General features: G+C 67.4%; 11 protein-coding genes. 5 read left to right on the top strand and 6 right to left on the bottom strand.

Annotation, left to right across the window (positions count from 1 at the left end; translation table 11 throughout):
- The first annotated feature begins 122 nt into the window (after nt 1-122).
- Nucleotides 123-1,235 (top strand): glycine cleavage system aminomethyltransferase GcvT, encoded by a 1,113-nt coding sequence (gene gcvT / locus FSZ13_RS10590; protein WP_145479470.1) that lies wholly within the window; start codon nt 123-125, stop codon nt 1,233-1,235.
- A gap of 100 nt (nt 1,236-1,335) precedes the next feature.
- Complete coding sequence (gene gcvH / locus FSZ13_RS10595; protein WP_145479471.1) at nt 1,336-1,731, top strand: glycine cleavage system protein GcvH; 396 nt, start codon at nt 1,336-1,338, stop codon at nt 1,729-1,731.
- Nucleotides 1,732-2,447: 716 nt separating this feature from the next.
- Here gcvH and FSZ13_RS18865 read toward each other — a convergent pair.
- The 3 genes from FSZ13_RS18865 to FSZ13_RS10610 form a co-directional block, all read right to left on the bottom strand.
- Nucleotides 2,448-2,897, bottom strand: a complete 450-nt coding sequence (locus tag FSZ13_RS18865) for a hypothetical protein (RefSeq protein ID WP_428999989.1) — start codon at nt 2,895-2,897, stop codon at nt 2,448-2,450.
- A gap of 350 nt (nt 2,898-3,247) precedes the next feature.
- On the bottom strand, nt 3,248-4,624 hold the full coding sequence (locus FSZ13_RS10605) for a serine hydrolase domain-containing protein (RefSeq protein ID WP_145479473.1): 1,377 nt from the start codon (nt 4,622-4,624) through the stop codon (nt 3,248-3,250).
- Between the two features lie 141 nt (nt 4,625-4,765).
- Entirely contained in the window at nt 4,766-6,346 is a 1,581-nt protein-coding gene (locus FSZ13_RS10610; protein WP_145479474.1) for a GMC family oxidoreductase, read from the bottom strand.
- A 119-nt stretch (nt 6,347-6,465) separates the two neighbouring features.
- Here FSZ13_RS10610 and FSZ13_RS10615 point away from each other — a divergent pair, with 119 nt between their 5' ends.
- Complete coding sequence (locus FSZ13_RS10615; RefSeq protein WP_145479475.1) at nt 6,466-7,797, top strand: NTP/NDP exchange transporter; 1,332 nt, start codon at nt 6,466-6,468, stop codon at nt 7,795-7,797.
- Between the two features lie 29 nt (nt 7,798-7,826).
- Nucleotides 7,827-8,183, top strand: a complete 357-nt coding sequence (locus FSZ13_RS10620) for a DUF1304 domain-containing protein (protein WP_145479476.1) — start codon at nt 7,827-7,829, stop codon at nt 8,181-8,183.
- A 262-nt stretch (nt 8,184-8,445) separates the two neighbouring features.
- On the opposite strand, the gene FSZ13_RS10625 is transcribed toward FSZ13_RS10620, so the two are convergent.
- From FSZ13_RS10625 to FSZ13_RS10635, 3 genes are all read right to left on the bottom strand, one after another.
- Entirely contained in the window at nt 8,446-8,919 is a 474-nt protein-coding gene (locus FSZ13_RS10625) for a hotdog fold domain-containing protein (RefSeq protein WP_145479477.1), read from the bottom strand.
- Nucleotides 8,920-9,003: 84 nt separating this feature from the next.
- Entirely contained in the window at nt 9,004-11,484 is a 2,481-nt protein-coding gene (locus FSZ13_RS10630; protein WP_145479478.1) for an acyl-CoA dehydrogenase, read from the bottom strand.
- Complete coding sequence (locus tag FSZ13_RS10635; RefSeq protein ID WP_145479479.1) at nt 11,481-12,377, bottom strand: alpha/beta fold hydrolase; 897 nt, start codon at nt 12,375-12,377, stop codon at nt 11,481-11,483. The genes FSZ13_RS10630 and FSZ13_RS10635 overlap by 4 nt, the downstream gene beginning before the upstream one ends.
- A gap of 103 nt (nt 12,378-12,480) precedes the next feature.
- On the opposite strand from FSZ13_RS10635, the gene FSZ13_RS10640 reads away from it, so the two are divergent.
- Nucleotides 12,481-13,083 carry a TetR/AcrR family transcriptional regulator gene (locus FSZ13_RS10640; protein WP_070209681.1) on the top strand — a complete coding sequence of 201 codons (603 nt, stop codon included), beginning with the start codon at nt 12,481-12,483 and terminating at the stop codon, nt 13,081-13,083.
- The last annotated feature ends 185 nt before the right edge of the window (nt 13,084-13,268 follow it).

The raw sequence follows: 13,268 nt of genomic DNA on the forward strand, positions 1-13,268 counted from the left end.
TAGAGCCACGCCCTGCGTGGCTGCGCAATGCCGGACAACGAGGGATGGCGCACCGCCGCAGGCGTTGACGGAGCGGTTCTGGGATAATGACGACCTGCATTTTCATCCCCCGGACCGTGGTCATGACCCAGAAGACGCTACTCAACGATACCCACCGCGCGCTCGGCGCCAAAATGGTCGATTTCGGCGGTTGGGACATGCCCATCCATTACGGGTCGCAGTTGGACGAGCACCATCTGGTGCGTGCCGACGCCGGCATGTTCGACGTCAGCCACATGACCGTTGTCGACCTGCGTGGCGGGGACGTGCGCGCATTCCTGCGCCGCCTGCTGGCCAACTCGGTGGACAAGCTGAAGGTGCCGGGCAAGGCGCTGTACTCCTGCATGCTCAACGCGCAGGGCGGGGTGATCGACGACCTGATCGTCTACTACCTGGCCGACGACTTCTTCCGCATGGTGGTCAACGCCTCCACCCGTGAGAAGGACCTGGCCTGGATCCGCGAGCAGGCCGCCGCCTTCGACGTGCAGGTGACCGAGCGCGAAGACCTGGCCATCATCGCGGTGCAGGGCCCGACAGCGCGCGACAAGGTGATCGGCCTGGTCGCAGAAGGTGACCGTGCCGCGCTGCAGAAGCTGGGTCGTTTCGCCGCGGTCGAAGCCACCGCCGCCAGCGGCGCGCCGCTGTTCGTCGCCCGCACCGGTTACACCGGCGAAGACGGCTTCGAGATCCTGGTCGCACAGGACCAGGTGGTCGCGTTCTGGAACGCGCTGGCGTCGGCCGGCGTGCGGCCGGCCGGACTGGGTGCGCGCGACACGCTGCGCCTGGAAGCGGGCATGAACCTGTATGGCCAGGACATGGACGAGGCGATCAGCCCGTTCGAGGCGGCGCTGGCCTGGACCGTGGCACTGGACGAAGGCCGCGACTTCATCGGTCGCGACGTCCTTGAAGCACAGAAGGCAGCCGGCGATGCCCGCCAGATGATCGGCCTGGTGATGGACGAGAAGGGCGTGCTGCGCCACGGCCAGGTGGTTCTGACCGCCAGCGGCAGCGGCGAGATCCTGTCCGGTACGTTCTCGCCGACCCTGGGCAAGGGCATCGCGTTCGCGCGCGTGCCGGCCGGTGAGCTGGGCCAGGTGCACGTGGACATCCGCGGCAGGCAGGTGCCGGTGCGCGTGGTGAAATTCCCGTTCGTGCGCGAAGGCCAGGCCCAGCCTGGCGTGCTGGGCGACGGCTGAGCCCGCATGTTCTGCCCGGCGCCTGCTGTCGACAGGCAGGCGCCGGTGGTTACACTACCCCCGTTTCCCTGACCCCCCTGAAATTTTTCGGAGCAGTGCCATGAGCGAGATCCCCGGCGACCTCAAATTCCTCAAGTCCCACGAGTGGGCGCGCGTCGAAGGCAACGGCCGCGTCACCGTCGGCATTTCCGACCATGCCCAGGGCCTGCTGGGCGACCTGGTCTATGTCGAGCTGCCGGAAGTCGGCGCCGATGCGAAGGCCAACGAAGCGATCGCGGTGGTCGAGTCGGTCAAGGCTGCCTCGGACGTGTACAGCCCGGTCTCCGGCACCGTGGTCGAGGTCAACAGCGGCCTGGCCGACAAGCCGGAAACCATCAACGAAGATGCCTACGGCGACGGCTGGCTGTTCGTGGTCGAACTGTCCAACAAGGACGAGTTGAACGACCTGCTGGAACCGGACGACTACGCCGGAACGCTGGACGACGAGGACAACTGATCCTCGCCAGCTGGAACAGAAACGGCCGCCCGGTGCGGCCGTTTTTTTTTGCCCGGCGCCGCTCGGGACGGTCGTCGATGCACGTAACCGGCAAGATCCACGCGCCGCGAGGGCGGCAAAAGTTTGCGCAGTTGCGCGAATCCGGACGCAAAAAGCGTTGCCGGATGTGAAAAGTTTTCGCCCCTGTTGTGCTGCCGTGCGGGAAGCGTCGGCGCGCCCGACGCCGCGCACGCCGCGTCGATGCGTTGGCGCACGCGCCTCGCATGCGGCGCAGGCGAAAGTGCTTCTTTTAAGTGCTTTTCCTTCGGCGCGTCGGCGAACGCGTCGCTGCGACTGCGTGTCCGGAGCGGTTCGACCGGGTGCCGCAGGGTGCTCGACGAGGCGGCAGGCGAGGTGCATTGGACGCCCGCCATGTGAAAATTTTTCGCGGGGGTTGTTGACAGTCAAAAAAAGCGTGATTAGGTTTCGCCCAGCAGACCTTGCCTGCGAAACGAGCCAACCGAATCGACATCCAGTCGCGAAGCACAACCAGGTCATCCACCGCACGTCCGAGGACGGTGGAGTCGGGTTCGCTTCCTCCGGTGAAACGCAAGCTCACCCCACATTCGATATCTGCCTGGCATCCACTGGCCGGTATCCCCGTATCCGTCACGACGCGCATGACGCGACGGCGGTCCCCGCAGGCAACAACCGCGGGTTTGCTTTACCTGGGCGTTTCAACTCCATAGATCACTGACGAGGAGCCATCCCATGGCAACCAAGAAAGCTGCGAAGAAAAAGCCGGCCGCGAAAAAGGCCGTAAAGAAGGTCGCCAAGAAGGCGGCTGCCAAGAAGGCCGTGAAGAAGGTAGCCAAGAAGGCGGCTGCCAAGAAGACGGTGAAGAAGGCAGCCAAGAAGGCGACTGCCCGCAAGGCAGTGAAGAAGACGGCAAAGAAGGCGGTCCGCAAGGTCGCCAAGAAGGCCGCCGCCAAGAAGACCGCGAAGAAGGCAGTGAAGAAGACGGCGAAGAAGGCAGTCCGCAAGACCGCCAAGAAGGCCGCCGCCAAGAAGACCGCCAAGAAAGCCGTCCGCAAGGTAGCCAAGAAGGCCGCTGCCAAGAAGACCGCCAAGAAGGCCGTCCGCAAGGTAGCCAAGAAGGCCACCGCCAAGAAGGCTACCGCGCGCAAGCCGGCCGCCAAGAAGGCGTCGGCCAAGAAGGCAGTGAAGAAGGTCGCCAAGCGCAAGCCGGCGGTCCGCAAGAAGAAGGCTGCAGCGGTCGCGCTGCCGGCAACCCCGGCACCGCTGATCTGATCGATTCCCGATAGCCGTACCTGAAACCCCTTCCGGCGCCCAGCGGGAGGGGTTTTTTTTGCTGCGCAAAAAAATCCCCTCCCGCGAGGGATCAACGAACGTTGATCCCGACGGTAGCGCCGACTGTCAGTCGGCCCAGGCGGTCCCGGAGCCGGCCAGCGGCCGGCCCCAAAAAAAAAGGCGACCCGTAGGCCGCCTTTGTTCGAGAAGATAAAACCGTCGCCAACTACCGCGGCGAAGCCACCGCCCGATCAGACGACACGCCCTTCCTCTTGCCCGGGCTGCTGTCCTCGGTCATCAGGTTGTCGCTGCCGAAGTCGGTGTCCACGTCCAGCCAGCGCTGCGCGGGCAGGCCCATCGCTGCGTCGAGCACGGTGGGCAGCAGGCCGCTGGGCAGGCTGCTTTCGCCGTTCCACATGATGGCGATGCCGAGGTCGCGCTCTGGTACCAGCGCCACCAGGCCACGGTAGCCCTGCACGGCGCCGGCGTGGAAGACCACTTCATGCCCGGCGTAATCGAAGTTGCGCCAGCCCAGTGCGTAGCCGGCCGAATGCAGGCGCTCGCGTCGCCAGCCCGAGCGCATCTCGCCCGGCGTGTTGACCAGGGTGGAATGCAGGGTGGCCAGCAACGGCGCAGGCAGCACGTCGGGGCGGTGCCCGGTGTGCGCCAGCAGCCACTGCGCCATGTCCGCGGCGCTGGCGTTGACGCCGGCCGCAGGCGCAAGGCGGTAGTAGGTGGGCTTCGGGGTCAGCGACACCCAGCCGTTGCGGCTGCGCACGTGCGGGCGTGCCCAGCGCGAACTTGCCTGGATGCCGGCCAGGCCCATGCTGGCGTCGTCCATGCCCAGCGGTTTGAACAGGCGACGTTCCACCGACTGCTCATAGAAGCTGCCGGAGGCGGCGTAGACCACGTCGCCGATCAGGCTGAAGGCCACGTTCTGGTACGCGTAGCAGTCGCCCGGCAGGCACTTGAGCGAGGTCGAGGCCAGCTTGTGGGTGAGCGTGTAGTACTCGGCGTTGGCTTCCACGTCGCGGTCGTAGGCGTTGTACGGCAGGCCAACGCGGTGGCTGAGCACGTCGGCCACGGTCAGCCGCTCGGTCGCCTCGGGGCTGTTGAGCTGGAAGCCGGGCACGTAGTCGGTGACCTTGCTGTCCCAGCGCAGGGTGCCGTCGTTGACCAGCAGCCCGGCCATGGTGCCGGCGAAGGCCTTCGACAACGAGGCCAGGCGGAACACCGTGTGGGCGTCGACCATCTGCGGGTTGTTGACGTCGGTGACGCCATAGCCTCGCGCGCTGAGCACGCGGCCGCCCTGCACGATCGCCACGGCCATGCCGGGCACGCGTTCGCCGTAGGTGAGCTGCTGCGCCATCGCTTCGATGTTGGCCACGTTGAACCCGGCGGCCGGCGGCAGCACCTTGGGGTTGGTCGAGGTGGCGCGGTAGGCCGCAGGCTGGGTGTGCGCGATGGCAGGCGCCGCGCTGTTCTCGATGTTGACCGGGAACGCGGGGGTCTGGGCGGTGGACGACATGGCGATGGGCATCAGCATGCCCAACAACCCGGTTGCCGCCGAACGGATCGGTCGGCGCCTGCTGTTCTGATTCATCGTGTGGGGACCTGTGCGCGCTGCGTGGGCCGATTCTAGCGCCGCTTTTCGTGATTGCACAAACGAAGCGAAGATGAATGCGTATCGCATTGAAAAGGCCCGGTTTTTGCAGGGAGGGGGGCGGACCATGTAAGGGCCTGTTCAGGTAGCGCGCAGCCACGCTGCGGCGCGCTCGGCGATCATCAGGGTCGGGGCGTTGGTATTGCCGCTGACCAGGGTCGGCATGACCGAGGCATCGACGACGCGCAGGCCGCGCGCGCCGTGCACGCGCAGCTGCGGGTCGACCACGGCATCGGCGTGCTGGCCGATCGCGCAGGTGCCGACCGGGTGGTAGATGGTCTCGGCCTTGGCGCGGATGAAGGCCTCCAGCGCGGCGTCGTCCAGGTCGGCGCGGGTGGGGAAGATCGGCGCGCCGCGCCAGCGGTCGAATGCGGGCTGGCCGAGGATGTGCCGGGACATGTGCACGCAGTGCTTCATCATCGCCATGTCGTGGCCCTCGGCGTCGCCAAGGTAGTTGGGCTCGATCCGCGGCGGCGAGCGGGGGTCGGCATCGCGCAGCTGGATGCGCCCCCGGCTGCGCGGGTGCAGCGCACACGCGTGCAGGGTGTAACCGTCGCCGGGCAGGCGGTGGCGGCCGTGGTCGTCGAGCATGGCGGGCACGAAGTGGAACTGCACGTCGGCACCGGCGTCGCGGGCCAGTGGCGAGCGGGCGAAGCCACCGGCTTCGGCGATGTTGCTGGTACCGGCGCCGCGGCGACCGCGCAGGAAGTAGTCGAACGCTATCCGGGCCTGGTTGCTGCGGTCGTAGCTGATCCCGGGATGGGTGTGCACCAGGGTGCAGATGTCCAGGTGGTCCTGCAGGTTGCCGCCGACGCCGGGCAGATCGAGGCGGGTGCTGATGCCGTGGGCGCGCAGCTGCCGCTGCGGGCCGATCCCGGACAGCAGCAACAGGTGCGGGGAATGCACCGCGCCGGCGCTGAGGATGACCTCGCGCGCGGCGTGGGCATGCTGGTGCGCGCCGCGGTGGTGGTAGTACACGCCGGTGGCGGCATCGCCGCGGAAGCTCAGCATGCGCGCGCGTGCGCCGGTCAGCACGGTGAGGTTGCGGCGCGCGCGCGCGGGCCGCAGGTAGGCGGTGGCGCTGGAGCAGCGCGCGCCGTCGCGCTGGGTGACCTGGTACAGGCCGGCGCCGCGCTGGTCGGCGCCGTTGAAGTCATCGTTGCGCGGGTGGCCGGCTTCGACCGCGGCGTCGACGAAGGCGTCGGAAAGCGGATTGTGGTGGCGCAGGTCGGACACCGACAGCGGGCCTGCGTCGCCGTGGAAGGCGCTGGCGCCGCGGCTGTTGGTTTCGCCGTGCAGGAACCAGGGCAGCACCTGCGACCAGTCCCAGCCGGTGGCACCGGCGGCGGCCCAGCGGTCGTAGTCGGCGGGGACGCCGCGGATGTAGCACATGGCGTTGATGGCGCTGGAGCCGCCGAGCACCTTGCCGCGCGGCCACCATAGGCGGCGCCCGTCCAGGGCGGGTTGCGGTTCGGTGTACAGGTTCCAGTTGATGCGGCGGTTGTTGACCAGCCGGGCCAGGCCGGCCGGCATGTGGATGAAGGGGTTGCGGTCGCGCGGGCCGGCTTCGAGCAGCAGCACGCGGCAGTGCGGGTCGTCGCTGAGCCGGTTGGCCAGCACGCAGCCAGCCGATCCGGCGCCGACGATGATGTAGTCGTACATGTCCGTTCCCCAACGGTGTTCGGACCAGCATAAGGCAGTCGTTGCCGCACCGGGTCGCACTGGCGATGTTGCGGTGCATCGTTTACCGTGCGCGCTTCCTCGCCCGGATTGCCCACGCCATGACCACCGCATCCCCGACCGCGCCGACCGGCCTGCGCGCGGCGCTGCGCCAGTCGCCGCCGCTGCTCTGGGCCTGCGTGTACTTCTTCTGCCTGCTCAGCGGCTACTACGTGCTGCGCCCGGTGCGCGAGGCGATGGCGGCGTCGGCCGACCTGCAGGCGGTGTTCCCGCCGGCCCTGATCGGCTGGTTCGCGGGGCGCGGGATCGCGCTGCAGGACTTCGTGCTGCAGGTGCTGTTCACCGGTGTGTTCGTGATCATGGTGGTGCTGCAGCCGCTGTACGGGGCGCTGGTGAGCCGCTATCCGCGGCGGGTGTTCCTGCCGCTGGTATACGGCTTCTTCATCGCGACGCTGCTGGGCTTCTACGTGCTGTTCGACAGCGGGGTACCGGGCCGGGGGATGCTGTTCTTCTTCTGGGCGGCGGTGTTCAACCTGTTCGCGGTGGCGGTGTTCTGGAGCTTCATGGCGGACGTGTTCTCCAACGTGCAGGCGCGGGCGTTCTACGGCTATATCGGCGCGGCGGGGACGATCGGGGCGTTCCTCGGGCCGACGCTCACCTCGACGCTGGTGCAGCGGGTAGGGATCGCCAACCTGATGCTGGTGTCGGCGGGGTTCCTGTGCATCTGCCTGTTCTGCATCTGGCGGCTGCGGCTGTGGGCGGTGGCGCGCGAGCGGGAGCAGCAGCTGGTGTCGGGTGAAACGCCGATGGGCGGGGGCGTGCTGGACGGGCTGAAACTGATCGCGCGCGAGCCGCTGCTGCGCTGGCTGGCGCTGATGGTGGTGTTCGGGGTGGGGATCGGGACGCTGCTGTACAACGAGCAGGCGTCGATCGTGCGGCGCCTGTACACGGACCCGGCGGCGAGTACGGCGTTCTATTCGCGGATCGACCTGGCGATCAATGCGCTGACGCTGGTGCTGCAGCTGGGGGTGACGCGCTGGCTGCTGTCGCGCTTCGGGATCGCGCCAGCGCTGCTAATCCCGGGCTTTGCGATCATCGCCGGCTTTTCGGTGCTGGCGGCGTCGCCGCTGCCGGTGATGGTGGCGATCGTGCAGGTGCTGACGCGGGCCAGCGAGTTCTCGCTGGCCAAGCCGGCCCGCGAGACGATCTTCACCCGGGTGGACCGGCAATGGCGCTACAAGGCGGGTGCGGCGATCGACACGGTGGTGTACCGGGCCGGTGACCTGACCTTCGCGTGGGTGCACAAGGGGCTGTCGCTGTTCGGTTCGCGGGCGGTGTTCGCGGGCGGCCTGGTGGTGGCGGGGATCATGACGATGGCGGCGTTCGGGCTGCTGCGCGAAGAAAAGAAGCTGCCGGCCGAGCGGCCGGAGTAAGCTGTTTCCAACTTGTTCGAGGTGTGCGCATGTACTGGACCGCGGTAATCCTGACCCTGGTGGTCGCGCTGTTGCACGTGTACTTCCTGGTGCTGGAAATGTTCCTGTGGACGCGCCCGCTGGGCCTGAAGACGTTCCGCAACACGCCGGAGAAGGCGGAGCTCACCCGCGTGCTGGCGGCCAACCAGGGCCTCTACAACGGCTTCCTGGCGGCGGGCCTGTTCTGGGGCCTGTTCGACCACCTGCCTATGCTGGTGAACTTCATGCTGGGCTGCGTGATCGTGGCGGGCGTGTACGGTGCCTACAGCGTCAACAAGCGCATCTTCATCATCCAGGCCTTCCCGGCCATCCTGGCGGTCATCGCCTGGCAGTTCGTGCCGGCATAACCGCCGTCGCACGCAATCCCGTAGAGCCGGGCTCTGCCCGGCTGCCTTGACGGCAACGGCGTTCTCCGCTCTATTTTCATGCGTTACCGGGCGGGTTGGCATCATGGGCGGTCGTTTGGGAACCGACCCTACCGCAGGAGGGCACCGCCTCGGGACACGCCGCGCGTGCCTGGTTTTTCCATCCGCACACGACCCACCATCGGGGCTGCCCGACGGCCGCCCCAGCACGTATCAACCGAAACGCTGCTCTTCGCGCACAAAGTCAACCGCGCTTGACCGGCGACATCCACATATCAATCCGCGCTTCGAACACGACTGTTCCGGCGGTGTCGCAAATCTGCACGTTCACCGGCAGCGCGTAGCCTGCATCCGCGGTGACGACAGGCTGCGCCGGCGTGGCCACCGCATGCTGCGTACCGGTCGCCTTGGCCAGGTACTTCACCTCCATGCCCTTGGGGATCCAGCGCATGCCCTTGGGCAGGGAGGCATCGACCATCAGCCCGGCGGTGAGCTCGGCCAGGTTGCACAGCGCGATCGCGTGCACGGTGCCGATGTGGTTGGTGACCCGGCGCCGGTGCGCGATGCGGCCTTCGCAGCGGCCCGGTTCGAGCACGGTGATATGCGGCGCGATGCTGGCGAAGTAGGGCGCCTTGAAGCAGACCGCGCGCGAGAACAGCCATTGGCCGGCCGGCCAGCGCTGCATGCGGCGGTAGAGGGTCAAGAGGGGCGCGGACATCAGGAAGTCTCCTGGAAAAACAGCAAGGGGCAATGAAAAACGGCGGACCGAAGTCCGCCGTTTTGAGGTCCATCGAGGCTGGCGTTATGCCGCTTCCTGCGACTGCGCGTCCTTGCGTTCGCGGTCGTAGTAGCTGGCCGAACGCAGTTCGTGCGGCTCGAAATCGTCCACCGTGATCGTATCCATGGTCAGCGTGCGCAGCTCTTCCAGCAGCGTGCGCTCGTCCTGGGTGATCACGCCCTCGGCCACGGCCTCGTCCAGCTGGGCGTTGAAGTCCAGCGCTTCGATGCCCTTGGTCTTGAGCGCCTTGAGGAACTTGCGCTCCACCGGCTCGGCCATGATCGCCTTGGACAGGTAGCTGTTGATGCGGCCACCCGGGTTGTTCTCGCACGGGGTCAGGAACACCCCGCTGGCCAGGCGGTCGCGGGCCTCGTTCGGCGCCATCAGCAGCGCCGCCACGCGGTGGCCCAGGCGGTCGCCCGGAGCCTCGGCACGACGGCCGAACGGGAAGATCAGCAGCCACATCAGCCAGCCGATCGGACGGATCGGGAAGTTGCGCAGCGCCGCCGACAGCGACTCCTCGATCTTGTGCACACTGTCATGGAACGCCCAGGCCAGCAGCGGCTGGTCGGCCACCGGTGCACCTTCGTCGTGGTAACGCTTGAGCATCGCGCTGGTCATGTACACATGGCTCAGCACGTCGCCCAGGCGGCCCGACAGCGATTCCTTGAACTTCAGCTTGCCGCCCAGCGTCATCATCGAGATGTCCGCCATCAGCGCCAGGTTGGCCGAATACCGGTCCAGCTTGCGGAAGTAGCGGCGGGTGTAGGCATCGCCCGGGGCCGCGCCGAAGCGCGCACCGGTCAGGCCCAGCCAGAACGAACGCACCGCGTTGGAAATACCGAAGCGGATGTGCCCGAACAGGCTGCGGTCGAAGGACTGCAGGCCGGCCTTGGTGTCCGGATCCTGCGCCGCCTTCATTTCCTGCAGCACCCACGGGTGGCAGAGGATCGCACCCTGGCCGAAGATCAGCAGGCTGCGGGTCATGATGTTCGCGCCTTCCACCGTGATCGCGATCGGCGCGGCCTGCCAGCTGCGGCCGGCGAAGTTGCGCGGCCCCAGGATGATGCCCTTGCCGCCGATCACGTCCATCACGTCCGAGATCACTTCACGGCTCATGGTGGTGCAGTGGTACTTGGCGATGGCCGACGGCACCGACGGCACGTCGCCGCGGTCCACCGCCGCCGCAGTGGCCTGGCACAGCGCGCTGATCGCATAGGCCTTGCCGCCGATGCGCGCCAGCGCCTCTTCCACGCCCTCGAAGCGGCCGACCGACAGGCCGAACTGCTTGCGGATGCGCGCATAGGCACCGGTGACCACCGCGCCGGCCTTGGCACCGCCGCTGGCGGTCGAGGGCAGGGTGATCGAGCGGCCCACGGCCAGGCACTCGTTGAGCATGTTCCAGCCCTTGCCGGCCTTCTCGGCACCGCCGATCAGCTGGGTGAGCGGAATGAACACGTCCTTGCCGCGGATCGGACCGTTCTGGAAGGTCGAGTTCAGCGGGAAGTGGCGGCGGCCGATTTCAACGCCGGCGGTGTCGCGCGGCAGCAGGCCCAGGGTGATGCCGATGTCGCGGGTCGAACCGATCAGGCCGTCCGGGTCGTACATGCGGAAGGCCATGCCGATCAGCGTCGCGACCGGGGCCAGGGTGATGTAGCGCTTGTCGAAGGTCAGCCTGACGCCGAGCACCTGCTCGCCGTTCCACTCGCCCTTGCAGACGATGCCGTAATCGGGAATCGAGGTCGCGTCCGAACCGGCGAACGGACCGGTCAGGCCGAAGCACGGCACTTCGCGGCCGTCGGCCAGGCGCGGCAGATACTGGTCCTTCTGTTCCTGGGTGCCGTAATGCACCAGCAGTTCGCCCGGGCCCAGCGAATTCGGCACGCCGACGGTGGAGCTGACCACGCTCGACACCGACGCCAGCTTCTGGATCACCTTGTGGTGGGCCAGCGCGCTGAAGCCCAGGCCGCCGTATTCCTTCGGGATGATCATGCCGAAGAACCTGTTCTTCTTGATGAAGGCCCACAGTTCCGGCGGCAGGTCGGCATGGACGTGGGTGATCTCCCAGTCGTTGACCATCGCGCACAGTTCTTCCACCGGGCCATCCAGGAAGGCCTGTTCTTCAGCGGTGAGCTGCGGCTTGGGATAGTTGAGCAGCTTGTTCCAGTCCGGGTCACCGGTGAACAGCTCGCCTTCGAAACCGACCGAGCCGGTTTCCAGGGCGATGCGCTCGGTCTGCGACAGCGGCGGCAGCACCTTGCGGAACACCTTCATCATCGGCGCGGTCAGCAGCGGCTTGCGGATGAACGGCAGCAGCAGCGGTACGGCGATGACGGCGACGATCGCCGCTGCCACGATCGTGGCGGTCTGGTTGACCCAGGGAATGAACCAGCAGGCCGCCAGCAGCGCCAGGCTGGCCAGCGTCCAGGTGATCAGTCGCATCCGATGGTAGGCGACGATGGCGCCTGCCAGCAGGATGGCGAGGAAGGGAACGACATAGCTCATGAGCGTGCTCCGGTGACGTGCTCGGTTGTGGCGGACAGTGCCACGGCGGAGGCCGAGGGCAACACGTCCAGATAGTCCAACACAGTAGCGGTAAAGGCGTTGTTGTCGTCGCCGGCGACCATGTGGGTGGCCTCCGGAAGCTGCACGTGGCGTGCGTGCGGCACCAACGCCAGGAATTCGGCCACCGTCTGCGGGGTGACCAGGGTGCTGCGTCCGCCGCTGACCAGCAGCACCGGGCATTTGACCTGGCGCGCTGCTTCGGCGAGCGCGTCCTGGTGCTGTTCGCTGTCGCGTGCCAGTTCCGCGACCAGGCGCGGATCCCAATGCCAGCGCCAGCGGCCGTGGCCGTCCTCGCGCAGCAGCGCACGCAGCGCGTCCTCCGACTTGCGTGGACGTTGCGGCATGTAGGCCGAGATCACATCGGCGGCCTGTTCCAGCGTCGCGAACCCGTCCGGGTGCGCGGTCATGAACTGCAGGATCTTTTCGACCCCGGCCGTGTCCCAGCGCGGGGTGATGTCCACCAGCACCATCGCCGAAAACAGGCCCGGCCAGCGCGCTTCGGCCAGCAGGCCGAACAGCCCGCCCATCGAGGCGGCGACCAGCACCGGCGGCTGCGGCTGTTCGCCGGCCAGCACGATCAGGTCATCGGCGAACTGCTCGCCGTGGTAGGGCAGGGTGGCCGGGTTCCAGTCCGAATCGCCATGGCCGCGCGCATCGTAGGCCAGGGTCTGGTAGCCCGCGGCCTGCAGTGCGTGCGCCGTGCTCGTCCAGGCGTGCCGGGTCTGGCCGAAGCCGTGGGCGAACAGCACGGTGCCGCGGCGGCCGGGGTCGCTGCGGGTGGCAGCCAGCACGGTGTCGTGGGCGGCGGTCAGGCGGAGGGTGGGCGTTACCATACCGGCTAGTATGGACCTGCCTTTGGGCGTGTCAATACCGGTAGGTATGGTGGGTCGATCAATTCCACACAAACCGACCCCGGCGTATGGTTAAATCATCAGCATGAATGAACCTGAAGCTACCGCCGGCGAGCCGCGTGCCGGCCGCAACAGCCGCCTGAGCGCGGAAGACTGGGCCCAGGCCGCCCTGGATCTCATCGCTGAACAAGGTGTCGGTGCCGTGGCGGTGGAGCCGCTGGCGCGCCGGCTCGGGGTGACCAAGGGCAGTTTCTACTGGCATTTCCCCTCGCGCGATGCGCTGCTGCAGGCGGCGCTGGAGCGCTGGGAACTGTTCGAACAGGAACAGGTATTCGGCAGCCTGGAAGACGTGCCCGATCCGCGCGCGCGCCTGCGCCAGCTGTTCCAGGTGGTGGCGCACGAAGTGCAGCCGCACATCATCTACAGCGAACTGCTCAAGGCCCTGGACCACCCGATGGTGCGCCCGGTCATCGACCGTGTGTCGCATCGCCGCCTGGAGTACCTGGTGGCTTCGTTCCGCCAGGCCGGGTTGAGCCGTACCGACGCGCAGCATCGCGCGCGCCTGGCCTATGCGGCATACGTGGGCTTCCTGCAGCTGTCGCTGCAGCTGCAGCAGCCCAAGCCGGCGCGCGAGGACTTCGAGGCCTACGTCGAGCATGTGATCGAAACCCTGATCCCGATCGGATAGCTGCGGCCTGCACGCACGGAAAAAGCCGCGAAAGCGGCTTTTTTTTGGTTCTTCTCCCATCCAAGGGGAGCGCGCGCTGCAGCAGACGCGGCTGCCGGTGGGGCGAGTGCGGGGCCGCCGTGCCCTTGTGGGCGAATTTCCCCCGGCGTCGGCCTGCGGCCGCCCCCTTCCTCCTTTTAATTCGC

Origin of the sequence: Stenotrophomonas rhizophila (assembly GCF_007667275.1) — a bacterium.
Lineage (GTDB): Bacteria > Pseudomonadota > Gammaproteobacteria > Xanthomonadales > Xanthomonadaceae > Stenotrophomonas > Stenotrophomonas maltophilia_AE.